This window comes from Amycolatopsis echigonensis (assembly GCF_002846615.1).
Classification (GTDB): domain Bacteria; phylum Actinomycetota; class Actinomycetes; order Mycobacteriales; family Pseudonocardiaceae; genus Amycolatopsis; species Amycolatopsis echigonensis.
The window spans coordinates 7,458,887-7,474,042 of the sequence record NZ_PJMY01000003.1; the positions used below are offsets into that span (position 1 = coordinate 7,458,887).

Below are 15,156 nucleotides of genomic sequence, written 5' to 3' on the forward strand. Positions count from 1 at the left end.
GCGGTGAAGGTGGCTCTCGCGGAGGTCTGGACCGGGTCGTGGGTTTTGTCTACGCTTGGAGAATGACTTCTGCGTTTCCGGTTACTCGCACGCTTGCCGGTCGTACTGTCAGCGGGCCTCCGGTGGTGCTGATTCATGGGTTCGCGTCGTCGGCGACGTCGGATTGGCCCGCGGAGTACTGGGCCGATCCGTTGGCGGCCGCCGGGCGGGAGACGGTTGTGGTGCATCTGCCGGGGCATCCTGGTGGGCCCAGGGTTGCCGAAGCGGCGGAGGTTGTCGCGGCTCGGGTGGTGGACGCGCTCGCGGAATGTGCTGGGGCGGAAGAGGTCGATGTCGTCGGGTATTCGCTCGGGGCGCGGCTTGCGTGGGATCTCGCTTCGCATCCCAAGGTGTCGGTGCGGCGGTTGGTGCTGGGAGGGTTGAGTCCGCGGGAACCGTTCGCGGCGGTCGATCTCGGCGCTGCTCGGGCGGCTGTCCAAGGTGGACCGTCGCCGGACGATCCGCTGACCGGGGCGATTGCGGCCATGGCGGCGGCGGGGGACGCGGACTCGCTGCTGAATCTCGTCGAGGGACTGGCGAGCGAGCCGTTCGATCCGGGGCCCGGGGTTCCGCGGGTGCCGACGTTGTTCCTAGCCGGGCGGCAGGACGTCATGGCGCACGGGATCGAGCAACTGGTGGCGCGCGTGCCGGGGGCGCGGTTGCGGCAGGTCGCGGGCGATCACCGCGGTGCGCTGGTGGGGGTCGAGTTCCGGGAGGCGGTGTTCGAGTTCCTCGGGGCCCGCTGAGGCGCCGAAATGGCCTCCGCGGCGGAGTCATGCCAGCCTGGAGCGCATGACGACACCGGCGCAGCTCCGCAGAACCGCCCTGTCCTACCCCGAAACGGCCGAGCTGGCCGTTGACGGCACGGTCGTGTTCACGGTGCAGGGCAAGGAGTTCGCTGCCCTGCGACCGGACCGTCAGGTCGTGCTCCGGATGACCGCGTCCGATGTGGACGAAATGCGCGCCGAGCACCCGACTGTACGCCGCGTCGCCCGGGCCGGGGTGCGGTTTCCGATCGAGGACCTCAACGGGCAGCAGCTCAACCACTGGGTGCGCCGGGCGTGGCTGGCCCGCGCGCCGAAGCGATTGGCCGCCCCGGTGGCCGCTGCCGGGACGGCGGTCGCGGGAGAGGTCGGCGACTTGCCGAAGGCGATCGGGAGCCCAGCTACCCGCGCGCTGCACGGGGCCGGGATCACGAACCTTGCCCAAGCCGCCGACCACACCGACGCGGAACTGCTGGCCTTGCACGGCGTCGGCCCGAAGGCGGTGCGGCTCCTTCGCGAGGCGCAGAAATGAAGCGCGTTAACGCTTGAACTCGGCGGGACTGACAGTGCGCGGTCCGCTGATGATCACCCGCAAGCGAGGCAGAGCCTCAAGACTGCGGTGAATCCGCTCCAGTCGGCGCGGGGTCGGGCGGGTCGCCTTCGAAGCCGTTGGCCCAGTAGCGCCCGCGCAGCGAGAGGTTCTGCAGCATCCCCGTCGCCTCTTCCGCGGACATCGGCGCGGGGTCCGCTTCGAGCCACCAGCGCAGGACGGCGAGCTGTTCCCCGACCCACGCCCTCGCCAGCACGCCGAGGTCGATGCGCGGGCGGACGTCGTGGTGGTCGGCTCGGGCCTTGAACACCGCGCACACCGCGTCGATGCGCGCGTCGGTGAACTGCCGCAGCGCCCGGCCGTCGCCCTCGCCGCGCAGGATGAGCAGGTAGAGATCCCGGTTTTCCCGCGCGTGCCGGAACAGCTCGAGCGCCGGTTTGCCGGTGAAACCCACCGAGGACGCCGGGACCAGCGGGCGCAGCCGTTCGTCCAGTTCCTCCTGGAGTTCGGTGACGACGTGCCGCAGCAGCGCGTCCTTGTCCGGGTAGTGGCTGTAGAACGTCGCGCGGCCCAGGTCGGCCCGTTCGGTGATGTCTTCCACCGTGACGTTGGCGTATCCGCGTTCGAGCACCAGCGACACCAGTGCGTCGCGGAGCAGGCCGCGGGTGCGGCGGGTACGGCGGTCAGTGGTCGGCATGTGCCCCCTTCGGTCGTCGCCGGCCCGAGTGTAGCGAACTGTTGACACCGCGACCGTTAATAGACACAGTGTTCAGCATTGGTCAATCTGACGGAAACCAGGGAGTCGGCGTGAACCTGGGCAGCTATGTCACCCGTGCCAGCACGTTCTGGCCCGAACAGCCGGCGCTGGTGTGCGGTGAGCGGCGGTGGACCTACCGCGACCTGGAGGAGCGGACGAACCGGCTGGCGTCCGCGCTGCTCGCGTCCGGCGTCGAGCCCGGGCAGGCGGTGGCCACCTTCGCCGGCAACAGCGCGGACCTCGTCGAGACCGAGATCGCTTGCTACAAGGGCGGTTTCCTGCGCGTGCCGATCAGCGCCCGGCTGTCCGCGGGCGAGGTCGAGCACATCCTGGCGGACGCGGACGTGCGGGTGCTGCTGGTCGACGCCGAGCACGCCGAAGCGGCGCACAAGGCGGCCGCCGGGACATCGTGTTCGCTGATCGACTACGACGGCCGCACGCCGGATGCCTCGTCCTACGCGGACGTGCTGGCCGCGGGCTCGCCTGAGCCGGTCGCGATCGAGGTGAGCGCGGACGATCCGTCCGTTCTGCACTTCACTTCGGGCTCCACCGGGAAGCTCAAGGCGGCGGTGCAGACGAACGGGAACCGGCTGGCGAACATGCGCAAGCGGTTGATGAGCCCGGAAGGCGCGCCGTCCGCCTCGGAGCGGTACCTTGCGGCGGGTCCGATCACGCACGCGACTGGAATGGGGTTGCTGGCGGCCTTTTCCCGCGGCGCGACGGTGGTGGTGCTGCCGCGGTTCAGCGCCGAGGAGTTCCTGCGGGCGGTCGAGGCGGAGCGGATCACCTCGACGTTCCTGGTGCCGGTGATGCTGAACATGGTGTTGTCCCATCCCGGTCTCGGAGACTTCGACCTGTCGTCGTTGACCTGCCTGCGGGTGGGCGGCGCGCCGGTGTCGCCGCAGCGGTTGCGCGACGCGGTGGCGGCGTTCGGACCGGTCGTGATGCAGGGGTACGGCCAGGGTGAAACCACCAGCGGCGTCACGGTTCTGACCTGCGACGACGTGGTGCGCGGCATCGAGGAGGACCCGGAGCTGCTGTCCTCGGCCGGGCGGCCGTTGTTCGACTCCGAAGTCCGCGTGGTCGACGACGAAGGACGGCCGGTGCCTGCCGGTGACCTCGGCGAGGTGGTGGTGCGCGGTCCGGACTGCGTGACCGAGTACTGGCACGAGCCGGAACTGTCCGCGGAGACGTTCCGCGACGGCTGGGTGTACACCGGCGACATCGGCTACCTGCGCGCCGACGGCTATCTGTTCATTGTGGACCGCAAGAAGGACATGATCATCTCCGGCGGTTACAACATCTACTGCACCGAAGTGGAATCCGTGCTCTACGAGCATCCCGCCGTTTCCGAGGCGTGCGTCGTGGGCGTGCCCGACGAGCAGTGGGGCGAGGCGGTGAAGGCGGTCGTCGTCCGCCGCTCCGAGGTCGCCGCCGAGGAACTGATCGAGTTCTGCGCGGAACGGCTGGCGCGCATCAAGAAACCCCGCTCGGTGGATTTCGCCGACGAACTCCCGGTGAACCGCAACGGCAAGATCGACCGGCGCGCCGTGCGGGACCGGTATTGGGCGGGCGAAGCCCGGAAAGTCCACTGAGGAGGCCCGGCATGTCCTTCACCCTTACCCCGGCATACGCCGACAACCCGCGGCTGGCCGAGCTGGTCGCGCGCCTGCGCGAGTATCTCTCCGGCGAACTCGCTGACTACGAGGCCACGCTCGGGCTGACTCCGGAGACACCGCTGACCCGCGCCGTGGTGGAGCCCGTCTGGAAACGCTGCCGGGAGCTGGGTTTCTACGGCGTCCACCTGCCCAGCGAGTACGGCGGCCTCAACCTGGCCTACACCGAACTGGCCGCGCTCAAGGAGGAGGTCGGCGCGTCCGGCCGGATCCTCTACCATTGCGTGCTCGGCGACCTGGGCGGCCCGCTGCGCGCCGGCGCGATCTTCTCCACGGCCACCGAGCACCAGCGCGAGCGGTACCTGCTGCCGGTGGTTCGAGGGGAACGCGCCTGCTGTTTCTCGCTCACCGAAACCAATGCGGGGTCGGACGTGCGGGCCATGCGCACCACGGCGACCCCGGACGGCGACGGCTGGCGGCTCAGCGGGCACAAGGTGTTCTCCTCGGCCGGCCCGATCGCCGCCTTCTCCGTGCTGGTCGCCCGGATGGCGGGGGAGGAGGAGCGCTACTCGGCGTTCCTGGTCGACCTCGACTCGCCGGGCTGCACCGTCGCCGACGGCGAGGTGCCGATGTCCGGCCAGCACATCGAGTCCGACATCATCCTCGACAACTGCTACGTCGGCCCGCAGCAGCTGCTCGGCCGGGTCGGCGACGGGTTGCGCATCGGACTCGGCCGGGTCACCACCAACCGGCTGCTGCACTGCCCCACGGTCCTGGGCCACGCTCGCCGCGCGCTCGAACTCACCATCGAATTCGCCCGCACCCGCCAGGTGTTCGGCGGACCGCTGGCGGCGCTGCAGTCGATCCAGCACAAGATCGCCGACATGGCCACCGCGTACTACGCGGCCCGCGCCATGACCTACGACGCACTGTCCGAACTGGACTCCGGGAGCAAACCGAGCACGGAGGCGTTCATGTGCAAGCTGTTCGTGGCGGAGAACGCCTTCCGCATCGCCGACGAGGCCGTGCAGATCCACGGCAAGGCCGGGCTCGTGCGCGGGGCGGAGGTGGAGTGGCTGTTCCGGCGCCTGCGGATGTTCCGCGTGCTGACCGGGTCGTCGGAGATCCAGAAGAACGGCATCGCCAAAGCCCTGCTCCAGACCGGGGCGCAGCGGTGAAGCCGGCCGGCACCAGGCCGCGGTCCGCCGCACCGACGGACGGCGTTGCGGGAAGCAGTTGGCTGCGCCGCTGGTCCGTGGTGGTCATGCTGCTGCTGTTCATGCTGATCAACTACGGCGACAAGACCGTGCTCGGCTTGGCCGCGCGTCCGATCATGCACGAGTTCGGACTGAGCCCGTCGCAGTACGGCCTGCTGTCCAGTTCGTTCTTCTTCCTGTTCAGCCTCTGCGCGCTGACGGTCGGCCTCGCGTCCAGCCGGATCTCGACCCGGTGGATCCTGCTGGTGCTCGCCCTGGTGTGGGCGGTGACGCAGGTGTCCGTGGTGGCCGCCGGCGGGATCGGGCTGCTGCTGGCGAGCCGGATCGTGCTCGGCGCCGCCGAAGGGCCCGCACAGCCCATGGCATTGCACGCCGCCCACAGCTGGTTTCCCAACGCCAAGCGCAATATTCCCAGTGCGTTGATCGTCGGCGGCGGCGCGCTGGGCGGGGCGATCGCGACCCCGCTGCTCACCGTGGTGATCGTGCACTTCGGCTGGCGCGCCGCGTTCCTGACCCTGTTCCTGGTCGGCTGTGCGTGGTGCGCGCTGTGGCTGGCGATCGGCCGCGACGGCCCGGTGGACCTGGCCCCGGCCGGTGTGGCGCAGGTCCCGGCCAGCCGGGTCCCGTACCGGCGGATCCTGCTTTCCGGGACGTGGCTCGGCGGGTTCACCGGAGCGTTCGGCGCGTACTGGACGTCGACGCTGATGGTCGCCTGGCTGCCGTCCTATCTCGAAACGGCCCTGGGCTACAGCACCGGCGAGGCGGCCGCGATCGCGACGATTCCCTGGCTGGCCGGACTGATCCTGACCTTCGCGCACGGCGCGATCACCCAGTGGCTGCTGCACCTCGGCGTGCCCAGTCGGATCGCGCGCGGCGTGCTCGGCGGCTGCGTGCTGATCTTGGCGGGTTTGGCGATGGTGCTGCTGCCGACCGTGACGCAGCCCGTCCTGCGGATCGTCCTGATCGCCGTGGCGTTCAGCTTCCACGGCGTCACGTTCGCCAACGGGCAGACGGTCAACAGCGAGATCAGCCCGCCCGCACAACGGGGTGCGGTGCTGTCGGTCAGCGTCGCGCTGGTCACCGTCGCCGGGCTGCTCGCGCCGTACGTCACCGGTCGGCTCGTCGAGGCCGCCGACGGACCGGCTGCCGGATTCGCCACCGCGTTCGCGATTCCCGGCGTCCTGATGATGGCGGGCGGGCTGGGCGCGCTGTTCTTCGTCCGTCCGGAACGCGACGCCCGGCGCATCGCTGCCCTGGCCGTAGTCAAGGAGAAACCGTGACCACCCCGTACACAGTGGACAATGCCTATTGGAGCCGAGGCTACGTCGACCCGGCTTTCATCCGCCTCGGCATGACGCGCGCCAGGGAAACCGGCCCGACCCGGCGAGTCTGGCGCGGCACGGGTCCGCGCCGGGAGCTGCCCGAGGATCCGCAAGACCTGGACCACCTTCTCGTGACTGCGCGTGCCGGGGGACCGGCGGTCAAGCTGGCTGAGTTCCTTGCCAGTGCGGAAACCGACGCGATCCTGGTGGCACACCGCGGAAAGATCGTTTACGAGCGGTACTTCCACGGCATGCGGGCGCACGACGTGCACCTGTCCGCATCGGTCGCGAAGTCGTGGACCGGGCTCCTGGCCGCGCTCCTGATCGACGAGGGTGCACTCGACGCGGATCAGCCGTTGTCTCACTACGCATCTGAACTCGGCGGCACCGCGTTCGGCGACGCCACGATCCATCACCTGCTGCACATGGGCACCGTGATGAACTACGGCGGACGTACGTTCTGCAAACCCCTTGAAGCACAACGCTATTTCGCCGCCGTCGGCATCGTGCCCCGCCCCGCTGGCTACACCGGGCCCACGAGCGTCAAGGAACATCTGGCCACCGCGCAGGCCGTCGCTCCGCCGGGAACCGAATTCCGCTACGACAACGGCAACACGGAGGCCGTAGCCGAAGCCCTCCGTCGCGTCACCGGCGTCAGCCTCGCGGAGCTGTGGAGCGAACGGGTCTGGGCCCGGCTGGGTGCGGACGAAGACGGTGCGTACTGCCTGGATTCCACCGGCACCGAGATCGCCTGCGGCCGCTACAGCGCGACCCTGCGCGATCTGGCCCGGGCAGGGGAGATGCTGCGCCGCGGCGGCGCGGTCGGCGACCAGCAAATCGTGCCGGAACGCGTCGTCGCCGATCTGACCGACGTGCCGCCCGGCCCCGCGCAGCGCGCCTTGCCGACCGGTGCCGTCCGGCCGATCGGGTACCACAATTTCTGGTGGGTCCCCGACGACGGCCACGGCACGTTCGGCGCGAAGGGCATCCACGGGCAGCGTCTGCAGGTCAGTCCGGGGCTCGAACTGGTCATCGCCCACTACGGATCGCACGTGATGTCGCCGTCCGTTCCGGTGCCGCCGCTGGAGGCGGTGTTCGCACAGATCGGCGATCATCTGGCCGGGTGACGCGACACCAGGGTGCCGACCGTTCTCTCTGCTAGCGTTGCGGTTGTGGTGCAGAAGGTCCGGGTGTCCGAAGCGCGGTCGAGGCTGCTCGCGACAGCCACCCGGATCTTCTACGCCGAAGGCCTTCACTCGGTGGGGATCGACCGGATCGTCGCGGAGGCCAAGGTCACCCGGGCCACCCTGTACCGGCATTTTCCCGGCAAGGAAGACCTCGTCGTCGCGTATCTGCGGGGCGTCTCCGAGATGGAGCGCGACGGAATCGGCAAGATCTTCGCCGGCAACCCACCTGCGGCCGACGCGCTGCGCGCGGTCGCCGGATTCATCGCCGACAGCATCCAGTCGGCGCACTTCCGCGGCTGCGCGTTCCTCAACGCGGCGGCGGAATACCCGGACCCCGAGCATCCCGTGCACCAAGCCGTCCTGACGCACCGCGAGTGGTTCCTGGGCACGGTCACGGACCTGCTCGCACAGGTCGGCGAGACCCCGCCGGAACCGGCGGCACGGCATTTCGTGATGCTCCGCGACGGCGCGATGGCGTCGGGCTGCCTGACGGACCCGGCCCAGGTCGGCGAGACGTTCGTCCAGGGCGTCGAGGGCATCCTGCAGCACCGCCTCGACTCGGCGAAGTAGCGCGCCGCGCGCCGTAAGACTTCGGAAAGAACGACCTGTCTTGACCGCACCCGGCCGAGCGGACAGGCTCTGAGGGAGATAGAACGTTCGGTCTCTCCTGGACGCCGACTCCTTTCCGGAAGGATCATCGTGACCATCGTTGACTCGCCTGCCGCCCGGAGCGCTGCCCCGCTGCGTCGCCTCTACTTCGTGCGGTTCGCCTTCGCGGTCGTCTGGGCCGCGCTGCTGTTCCTCACCTCGAAATCGCACCTCGGCCCGATCGGGGTGGTGCTGGTCGTCGGGTATCCGTTGTTCGACGTCGCGGCCGCGGTCGTGGACGCGCGCTCGTCCCGTGCCGCGGGGTTGTACGTGAACATCGCGATCAGCCTGCTGGCCGGGATCGGCGTCGCGATCGCCAGCGCGTCCGGCGTTCCGGCCGTGCTGCGGGTCTGGGGCGCTTGGGCCGTCGTGGCCGGTCTTGTCCAGTTGATCGTCGCGGTCGGCAGGCGCCGGATGGGCGGCCAGTGGCCGATGATCCTCAGCGGCGGCATCTCCGTGCTGGCCGGGGCCAACTTCGTTCTCAGCGCCGGCGGGCCGAACCCGTCGCTGGCCGCCGTGGCCGGGTACGCGGTGCTGGGCGGGATCTTCTTCCTGGTGTCGGCCATCCGCCTCGGCCGCGCCCCGGCGGAGAACTGACGCCGGCGAGGAAATGTCCGTTGTGGACAGTAGGGTCAGGCGAGCGTGAGGAAGAGCTTCTCCAGCTGTTCTTCGGTCATGGCGGTTTCATTGCTTTCGCCGTCAGCGGAGACGCATTCGCGCAGACCGCTTGCGATGATCTTGAACCCGGCCCGGTCGAGCGCGCGGGAGACGGCGGCGAGCTGGGTGACCACGTCCTTGCAGTCGCGGCCTTCGTCGATCATCGCGATGACCCCGGCGAGCTGGCCTTGCGCGCGGCGGAGCCGGTTGCGCACCTGCGTGACGGTGTCCTGGTCGCCGATCATGATGTCCTCTCCCTGGCTGGTCGGGCGTGGTCCACGATACCCCTGCGGGTATGTGGTCAGCTGCGGCGCTTGCTCCACGGCCACGAGCGCGGCGGCCGCGGTTCGCCGGGATGGCCGGGGCACCACTGTTCGGCCGGGACGACTGCCTTGACCTGGGCGACGTGCTGGCCGCAGCCGGCCCAGGTGGTTTTGCCGCAGGTGCGGCAGGAAACGGGACGGCACATGGTCATCCTTCCGGGATCGTGGGCGCGCCCACGCGGGGACGGCGGAGTTCGGCGAACGCCGGTACGGCGGCGGTTGCGCGCAGGGCGTCGAACAGGGCGCGTCCTTCGGCGGGGCCAGGCAGTTCGGTGAGCACCGGGCCGAAGAAGGCCCGGCCGTCGAGCTGGGTGATCGGGCTGCCGCCGGTTTCCCCGAGCGCGTCCTGGCTCGCTTGGTGCGCGTCGTGCACGGCCGGGTCCGCGTCGGCCGAATTGGCTTGGCCCGCAAGGTCTTCCGGCACTCTCGCGTCGCGCAAGGCGGCGCGGAGCACCGCGTCGCTGACCGGCTGCCGCCGCTCGTGAACGCGGCGGGCGAGCGCGACGTGGAACCGGGCGGCGGCCGCCGGGTCCTCGATCGCCGCGAGGACCCGGCCGGCGTGCAGCGAGTCCTCGACGCGCTGCCGGTGCGATTCCGGCACGGACTTTCCCTCGTTGAGGACGGCGAGGCTCATCGGCCGCATCGAGAACTCCGTGCCGGTGTCGGCGAGCCAGCGGTAGGCGAGCCAGGCGAAGGGGCAGACCGGATCCCCGTAGAGCACCACGCCGGTCATGCCAGCTCCCGGTCGAGTGCGTCGAGCGCGGACTCGAGCCGTCCGGCGGCTTCCGCGGCGACCTCGGCCATGCCCGCCTTGGGTGCGACGTCCGCCATCACCGCGGGATTGATCGCCTCCACGATCGTCTCCTCGGTGCCGTTTTCGCGGACCACGACGTTGCAGGGCAACAGCAATCCGACCTCGCGGGTCGCGGTCAGCGCGCGGTGGGCGAGGGGCGGATTGCACGCGCCCAGGACGGTGTAGCGCTCCATCCGCTCGTCCAGCTTCTCGCGCATGGTCGCTTGCACGTCGATCTCGCTCAGGACCCCGAAACCGGCGTCGGCCAGCGCGGTTCGTGTCTTGGCCATTACTTGGTCGAAACCCGCGCTTCGGTAGGTGCGGGACAAGCCCAGCTTCACGGCAGCTCCTTTCCTCGACTTTCACGATACCCCCGGGGGCATTGCACATGCCCCCAGGGGTATCCGTCAATCGTCGTTTCTGCGGTCAGTGGGGAGTCGGTCGTCGCATCGCAGGCCGTTCGCAGTCGCGCGCCGTCGACCCCTCGACGATGTAGACGGGGTGGTGTTGCTGAGCGGGGCCGTGGAGCGCTACAGCATGATCCCGCTGCTGCGTCGGGCGGTCACCGCTGGCGGGCTCGCGAGCGGCGCACGAGCAGCCGTCCGACGAGGCCGACGGCGAATACCGCGGCTCCGGCGACGATCGAGGGCCAGGGCAGGGTTGTCGCGAGGACGAGGCATCCGGCCAGTCCGAGGATTTGCAGCCACCGGGGCCAGCGGCGGTCGGGCGGCTGCTGGGTGAACGCGGAGAGGTTCGCGAGGGCGTAGTAGACGAGCACGCCGAAGGAGGAGAACCCGATCACGCCGCGCAGGTCCGCGGTCAGCACCAGCACGGATACCACGACGGCGAGGGCGAATTCGGCGTGGTGCGGGACGCGGAAGCGAGGGTGCACTGCAGCGAGCCAGGTGGGCAGATCGCGGTTGCGGGCCATGGCCAGGGTGGTGCGGCCGATGCCCGCGATCAGCGCGAGCAGCGCGCCGAGGCTGGCGACCGCGCCGCCGATGCGGACGACGGGGGTGAGCGCGCCGGCTCCGGCGTCGGTGACGGCGGTGGTCAGCGGTGCGGCGGACTCGGCGAGACGCGCGGGACCGGCAGCGAGCAGCGCGGCGGCGCCGATCACGAGATAGACCAGGACCGCGATCCCCAGTGCGATGGGGATCGCGCGGGGGATGGCGCGTTTCGGGTCACGCACTTCTTCGCTCATGGTGGCGATGCGGGCGTAGCCGGCGAAGGCGAAGAACAGCAGCCCGGCGGCTTGGAGAATGCCGTAGAGCCCGCCGGAGGACCATGCGCTGCTTCCGCCCAGGTGTGCCGGGGATGCGTTGCCGCCGAAGGCGATGCCCAGAACCAGCGTGGCGAGCGCGAGCAGGGTGATCGTGACCAGGATCCGGGTCAGCTGAGCCGTGCGGGTGACGCCGCGGCTGTTGAGGACGGCGAGGGCGAGCACGCCGGCGACTGCAACGAGGCGTTGCAACCACCACGGCCCGGGGATCGCGTAGGTGGCGAAAGTCAGTGCCATGGCCGCGCAGGAGGCGGTTTTGCCGATGACGAATCCCCAGCCCGCGGCGAAGCCCCACCATTCGCCGAGCCGTTCGCGTCCGTAGGCGTAGGTGCCGCCGGAGGTCGGGTATTGCGCGGCCAGCTGCGCGGAGGCGGTGGCGTTGCAGTACGCGACGACGGCGGCGAGCACGAGGCCGATGAGCAGGCCGGTGCCGGCGGCTTTGGCGGCAGGGCCGAACGCCGCGTACACGCCGGCGCCGATCATCGATCCGAGGCCGATGACGACGGCGTCTCCGGTGCCCAGCCGTCGGGCGAGCGCAGGCGAGTTCACAGCGGCGGGTTCTCCTTGAAGGCCGGGGCGGTCAGCCGCGGGGCTGGAAGAGTTCGACCGGGTTGCCCGCCGGGTCGTCGAGCACGATTTGGCGACCGCCGGGGGCCGCTGATGACGTCGCTGCGGAATACGACGCCGTCGGCGCGCAGCCGCGCGACTTCGGCGTCGATGTCCTCGACGATCAGGTGGATGCGGTTCCAGCCGCCGGGGGCAGGCTGGCTGCCGTCGGGCAGGGTGCGCCCGGCGGAGCTGGCCGGTCCGCTCAGCGGCAGCCGCAAGTTGCCGCGGGTGACGTCGGCGAACGCGGGCGGGAAATGCGTGCGCACGGTGAACCCGAAATGCTTGGTGTAGAACGCGATCGCGGCGTCGACATCGTCGACGAGGTAGCGCACGCTCACGAGGTCGTCCAGTTCGGCGGTCATGACAGTTCCTCCTCAGCATCGGCGGTGAGGGCGAAGGGCAGGAACCGGATCCGGGTGTCCAGTTCCCGGGCGGTGCGCCGGAACGCGGGCCAGGCGTCTCCGGTCTCGTCGAGTTCGCGGGCCGGGTCGGGAAGGCTCCAGTGGATCGTCCGGGGCTCGCCGGGAAAGTCCGGGCGCAGTTCCCGGACTTTGTCGCACAGGCTGATCACCCAGTCGAACCGCTTGCGCCGCACCGAATCCAGGTGGGTCGGCTCGTGCTCGAGGACGATGCCGTACTCCGCTGCCGCGCGGACTGCTTCGGGGCGCAGCGGCTTGGGATGGCTGCCCGCGCTGGCGACCTCGACCCTGTCTCTCGCGCGGTGGCGCAGCAACGCTTCCGCCAGCGGGGAGCGTCCGCTGTTTCCGGTGCACAGGAACAGGACTCGGAGGCGTTGCCCCTTACGGTGGGAGGCCGGTCCGGAGGTGCCCGCGAGACCGGGGTGCAGCGCGGTCCCGGCCTCCGCCCATGCTTCGGCGCATCGGGCGAGGTCGAGATGGTAGTAGCTGTCCCGCCCGTCGGCGCTGCTGCGCCGCGCGGTCACGACCCTTGCGGCTCGCAGCTGCCGCAGGTGGTAGGAGACCAGGTTCTGCGGCTGTCCGACCGCCGCCACCAGTTCCCGGACGCGCCGGTCGCTGACGGCCAGCTCTCGGGCCAGCCGCCACCGCAGCGGATCGGCCAGCAGCCGCACGAACAGCGGAGGTTCCTCGGGCACCGCCCGAGAGTACATCAAGCTGGATTGATACATCTAGTCCGCGATCGCGAGTTTCCGGCCGAGGAAAAGGAACAGAGCACCGGCTGCTGGCACAGCGGCTGGATGGCTACGCCTCTCGGCACCCGGACGTGAAAGTCGAGCAGGACCGGCTGCTCGGGCGGAGTACTCGGGCCTCGCTGGTCGTGCGGGCCGGGAACAGGGCTGCGGAACGACGGTGACCACGGCACCGTTGGCAAGAATCCGGCGAAAAGTGTCCCTCCGGCCGGTTACCCGTGCGGGTCCGCGTCCCTAGCGTTGGCCCGTGATCATCGTTTCCGCCGTTCTCATCGGCATCGCCTACACGCTGCTCAATTCCTTCCTCGCCGAGCCGCACCGACGCAGCTTCAACGCGATCATGGTCGCCGGGGCCGGAGCCGCTTACCTGAGCAGCGGCGCTTTCGGCCCCCTCGAACTGGTCTTCACCGCCGCGGTGACCTACTGCGCTTACCGCGGCCTGAAATCCTGGGCGTACATCGGCGTGGCGTGGCTCTTGCACACGGCCCTCGACGTGCTGCACCACATCAAGGGCATGCCGATCCTGCCGTTCGCGCACACCTCGTCGCTGGGCTGCGCGATCTGCGACCCGGTGATCGCCATCTGGTGCTTCACTGGCGGAATGTCGGTGAAGGAAGCCCGCACGAGACTGGTCTCCGTACGAGGCTGACCTCGCTCCATCGGCCGGATCTGATCGGTGCGAGGGACATTAAAAGACCTTCTGCCGATGGCGCGGGCTAGGCCGGGCGCCGACCAGCCCAGCCCCAGGTTGTTGTGCTGCGCCCGCATCGCCGTCGCGCACTGCGGACAATGCGACGACGGCGAGACGACCGATTCGCCGCGCGGCACGCGGCACGCGACTACGTTGAGGAACGACCCACGGCCAGCCCGAAGAGCGCGACCGTCGGCAGTAGCACGGGCATGGCGGCTCTCCGCTCCGTCGAGGTCCTTTCCCGCATGATCCTTGCGCGGGCGGCGTCGTCCCAGTGCCGAAAGACCCGGGTCGTACCCTGCCGTCGGCCTCCTCTTGTCCCGGATCCGAGCCGGACGGTTAACACCCGCCGCGCGATCCCGACTGACGCAGCGAAACCGGTGACCGCACAGGAGGAGACCATGGCCGTCCGAGTCGCCGTCGTCGACGGCCACACCCTCACCAGGTACGGCTTGGCCGGCCTGATCGCGCAGCACGAGGACCTCGCCATCGTCGCGGAGACCGGTTCGATGGCCGAGGCGGTGCGGATGGTCGAGACGGCGCTGCCGGACGTCGTGACCGTCGACGTCGCGCTGCCCGACGGCGACGGTCTCGGCCTGGCCCGCGAACTGCGCGACCGTTTCCCCGAGCTGGGGATCGTTGTCCTCACCTCGCGCGGCGAGGACGACTTGCTGTTCCGTGCGCTGGAAACCGGGGTCTCGGCGTTCGTACCCAAGACCGCGCCCGCCGAAGAGGTGCTCGCCGCGATTCGGCACGCGGCCGTTGCCGCGTCGTCGTTCACCGCGACCGGGCTCGCCCCGGCCCTGGCCCGCCGCCGCGACGGCAGCCGGGTCGCGCTCAGCCCGCGTGAGCACGAAGTCCTGCAGTTGCTCGCCGAGGGCATGTCGGTTCCGGGAATCGCGCGAACGATGTACCTCTGCCCGTCCACCGCGAAAACCTATGTTGCCCGCCTGTACGAGAAGCTGGCGGTGTCCAACCGCGCGCAGGCGCTGATGGCGGGATTGCGGGAGGGCCTGCTCGACCGGCCGGCCGGAGCGTCCGCGTGAGTGCTCTCGACCAGTCCGGTTTGGAGGTGCTCGATCGCGCTGAGTGCCTGCGGTTGCTTTCCACGGCTCGCTACGGGCGAGTCGTCTACACAGTGGACGGCCTGCCCGCGGTCCAGCCGGTGAAGTTCACGGTGCGCGACGACACGGTCTGGTTCCAGACAGCGGTCCGCAGCGCCCTGTCCAGGGCGGCCGACGGCGGAGTGGTGGCGTTCGAAGCGGACGCGCTGTCGGAGGAGGCTGCCTGGTGGGTCACGGTGCTCGGCCGCGCCATGACGACGCTCGGCGTTCCAGGGCCTGACCTGTCGTGGCGGCCGTCGCCCGCGGTGCGCGAGCTCCGGGTCGGGGTATCGATCGAGGTCGTGTCCGGCCGCCGGTTCGTCGGCTGAAACGGACTTCCGGGTGTAGGCTCCGGGCCGTTGGCTTACCGTACGCGTGTTGACGCGCAACGTGACGCCGTGGAGACCGAGTGGCCGAATCCGGTGCATCG

At 70.1% G+C, this 15,156-nt stretch carries 18 protein-coding genes and 2 pseudogenes; 11 read left to right on the forward strand and 9 right to left on the reverse strand.

The features are described 5' to 3' along the window. The first annotated feature begins 62 nt into the window (after window positions 1–62). Both ATK30_RS40195 and ATK30_RS40200 read left to right on the forward strand, forming a co-directional pair. Complete coding sequence (locus ATK30_RS40195) at window positions 63–785, forward strand: alpha/beta fold hydrolase (protein ID WP_101439927.1); 723 nt, start codon at window positions 63–65, stop codon at window positions 783–785. Window positions 786–831: 46 nt separating this feature from the next. Then, window positions 832–1,335, forward strand: coding sequence for a helix-hairpin-helix domain-containing protein (locus tag ATK30_RS40200; RefSeq protein WP_101439928.1), 504 nt, complete (start codon window positions 832–834; stop codon window positions 1,333–1,335). Between the two features lie 76 nt (window positions 1,336–1,411). On the opposite strand, the gene ATK30_RS40205 is transcribed toward ATK30_RS40200, so the two are convergent. Continuing rightward, window positions 1,412–2,050, reverse strand: a complete 639-nt coding sequence (locus tag ATK30_RS40205; RefSeq protein ID WP_101439929.1) for a TetR/AcrR family transcriptional regulator — start codon at window positions 2,048–2,050, stop codon at window positions 1,412–1,414. A gap of 110 nt (window positions 2,051–2,160) precedes the next feature. On the opposite strand from ATK30_RS40205, the gene ATK30_RS40210 reads away from it, so the two are divergent. The 6 genes from ATK30_RS40210 (at window position 2,161) to ATK30_RS40235 (ending at window position 8,697) form a co-directional block, all read left to right on the forward strand. Then, window positions 2,161–3,705, forward strand: coding sequence for an acyl-CoA synthetase (locus ATK30_RS40210; RefSeq protein WP_101439930.1), 1,545 nt, complete (start codon window positions 2,161–2,163; stop codon window positions 3,703–3,705). Window positions 3,706–3,716: 11 nt separating this feature from the next. Next, a complete protein-coding gene (locus ATK30_RS40215; RefSeq protein WP_101439931.1) occupies window positions 3,717–4,904 on the forward strand; it encodes an acyl-CoA dehydrogenase family protein in 1,188 nt (395 codons plus the stop codon). Between the two features lie 86 nt (window positions 4,905–4,990). After that, window positions 4,991–6,223: an MFS transporter gene (locus ATK30_RS40220; protein ID WP_208637548.1), complete on the forward strand. Its 1,233-nt coding sequence runs from the start codon at window positions 4,991–4,993 to the stop codon at window positions 6,221–6,223. Next, on the forward strand, window positions 6,220–7,392 hold the full coding sequence (locus ATK30_RS40225; RefSeq protein WP_101439933.1) for a serine hydrolase domain-containing protein: 1,173 nt from the start codon (window positions 6,220–6,222) through the stop codon (window positions 7,390–7,392). The genes ATK30_RS40220 and ATK30_RS40225 overlap by 4 nt, the downstream gene beginning before the upstream one ends. Window positions 7,393–7,455: 63 nt before the next feature. Continuing rightward, on the forward strand, window positions 7,456–8,022 hold the full coding sequence (locus ATK30_RS40230; RefSeq protein WP_101441320.1) for a TetR/AcrR family transcriptional regulator: 567 nt from the start codon (window positions 7,456–7,458) through the stop codon (window positions 8,020–8,022). A gap of 126 nt (window positions 8,023–8,148) precedes the next feature. Further along, entirely contained in the window at window positions 8,149–8,697 is a 549-nt protein-coding gene (locus ATK30_RS40235) for a hypothetical protein (protein WP_460431575.1), read from the forward strand. A gap of 35 nt (window positions 8,698–8,732) precedes the next feature. Here ATK30_RS40235 and ATK30_RS40240 read toward each other — a convergent pair whose 3' ends face one another. The 7 genes and pseudogenes from ATK30_RS40240 to ATK30_RS40265 form a co-directional block, all read right to left on the reverse strand. Beyond that, window positions 8,733–9,002 (reverse strand): metal-sensitive transcriptional regulator, encoded by a 270-nt coding sequence (locus ATK30_RS40240; RefSeq protein ID WP_101439935.1) that lies wholly within the window; start codon window positions 9,000–9,002, stop codon window positions 8,733–8,735. A gap of 56 nt (window positions 9,003–9,058) precedes the next feature. Then, entirely contained in the window at window positions 9,059–9,226 is a 168-nt protein-coding gene (locus ATK30_RS45475; protein ID WP_167442079.1) for a hypothetical protein, read from the reverse strand. A gap of 2 nt (window positions 9,227–9,228) precedes the next feature. After that, on the reverse strand, window positions 9,229–9,813 hold the full coding sequence (locus ATK30_RS40245; protein ID WP_101439936.1) for a mycothiol-dependent nitroreductase Rv2466c family protein: 585 nt from the start codon (window positions 9,811–9,813) through the stop codon (window positions 9,229–9,231). Continuing rightward, complete coding sequence (locus ATK30_RS40250; RefSeq protein WP_244194872.1) at window positions 9,810–10,214, reverse strand: DUF302 domain-containing protein; 405 nt, start codon at window positions 10,212–10,214, stop codon at window positions 9,810–9,812. Before ATK30_RS40250 ends, ATK30_RS40245 begins: the two co-directional genes overlap by 4 nt. Window positions 10,215–10,435: 221 nt before the next feature. After that, window positions 10,436–11,704 (reverse strand): APC family permease, encoded by a 1,269-nt coding sequence (locus tag ATK30_RS40255; RefSeq protein ID WP_101439937.1) that lies wholly within the window; start codon window positions 11,702–11,704, stop codon window positions 10,436–10,438. A 31-nt stretch (window positions 11,705–11,735) separates the two neighbouring features. After that, window positions 11,736–12,126 (reverse strand): annotated as a pseudogene (locus tag ATK30_RS40260) (VOC family protein). Beyond that, window positions 12,123–12,893, reverse strand: a complete 771-nt coding sequence (locus ATK30_RS40265) for an arsenate reductase/protein-tyrosine-phosphatase family protein (protein WP_101441322.1) — start codon at window positions 12,891–12,893, stop codon at window positions 12,123–12,125. Before ATK30_RS40265 ends, ATK30_RS40260 begins: the two are co-directional and overlap by 4 nt. Window positions 12,894–13,179: 286 nt before the next feature. Here ATK30_RS40265 and ATK30_RS40270 point away from each other — a divergent pair, with 286 nt between their 5' ends. Continuing rightward, window positions 13,180–13,581 (forward strand): DUF6010 family protein, encoded by a 402-nt coding sequence (locus tag ATK30_RS40270; RefSeq protein WP_167442081.1) that lies wholly within the window; start codon window positions 13,180–13,182, stop codon window positions 13,579–13,581. 113 nt (window positions 13,582–13,694) lie between these two features. Here the strand turns inward: ATK30_RS40270 and ATK30_RS47365 are convergent. After that, a pseudogene (locus tag ATK30_RS47365) lies at window positions 13,695–14,099 on the reverse strand (prepilin peptidase); the annotation flags it as partial. On the opposite strand from ATK30_RS47365, the gene ATK30_RS40280 reads away from it, so the two are divergent. Then, the gene (locus ATK30_RS40280) at window positions 14,025–14,669 is read left to right on the forward strand and encodes a response regulator transcription factor (RefSeq protein WP_101439938.1); all 645 of its coding nucleotides are present in this window, start codon (window positions 14,025–14,027) and stop codon (window positions 14,667–14,669) included. The pseudogene ATK30_RS47365 and the gene ATK30_RS40280 sit on opposite strands and share 75 nt — an antisense overlap. Beyond that, a complete protein-coding gene (locus ATK30_RS40285; protein WP_167442082.1) occupies window positions 14,666–15,055 on the forward strand; it encodes a pyridoxamine 5'-phosphate oxidase family protein in 390 nt (129 codons plus the stop codon). The genes ATK30_RS40280 and ATK30_RS40285 overlap by 4 nt, the downstream gene beginning before the upstream one ends. Window positions 15,056–15,156 lie beyond the last annotated feature (101 nt).

Bases quoted from the DNA above. Each gene is read 5' to 3' on its own strand.
- ATK30_RS40195 (WP_101439927.1), top strand. From the start codon at position 63: ATGACTTCTGCGTTTCCGGTTACTCGCACGCTTGCCGGTCGTACTGTC.
- ATK30_RS40200 (WP_101439928.1), top strand. From the start codon at position 832: ATGACGACACCGGCGCAGCTCCGCAGAACCGCCCTGTCCTACCCCGAA.
- ATK30_RS40205 (WP_101439929.1), bottom strand. From the start codon at position 2,050: ATGCCGACCACTGACCGCCGTACCCGCCGCACCCGCGGCCTGCTCCGC.
- ATK30_RS40215 (WP_101439931.1), top strand. From the start codon at position 3,717: ATGTCCTTCACCCTTACCCCGGCATACGCCGACAACCCGCGGCTGGCC.
- ATK30_RS40220 (WP_208637548.1), top strand. From the start codon at position 4,991: ATGCTGCTGCTGTTCATGCTGATCAACTACGGCGACAAGACCGTGCTC.
- ATK30_RS40240 (WP_101439935.1), bottom strand. From the start codon at position 9,002: ATGATCGGCGACCAGGACACCGTCACGCAGGTGCGCAACCGGCTCCGC.
- ATK30_RS45475 (WP_167442079.1), bottom strand. From the start codon at position 9,226: ATGTGCCGTCCCGTTTCCTGCCGCACCTGCGGCAAAACCACCTGGGCC.
- ATK30_RS40245 (WP_101439936.1), bottom strand. From the start codon at position 9,813: ATGACCGGCGTGGTGCTCTACGGGGATCCGGTCTGCCCCTTCGCCTGG.
- ATK30_RS40265 (WP_101441322.1), bottom strand. From the start codon at position 12,893: ATGTACTCTCGGGCGGTGCCCGAGGAACCTCCGCTGTTCGTGCGGCTG.
- ATK30_RS40280 (WP_101439938.1), top strand. From the start codon at position 14,025: ATGGCCGTCCGAGTCGCCGTCGTCGACGGCCACACCCTCACCAGGTAC.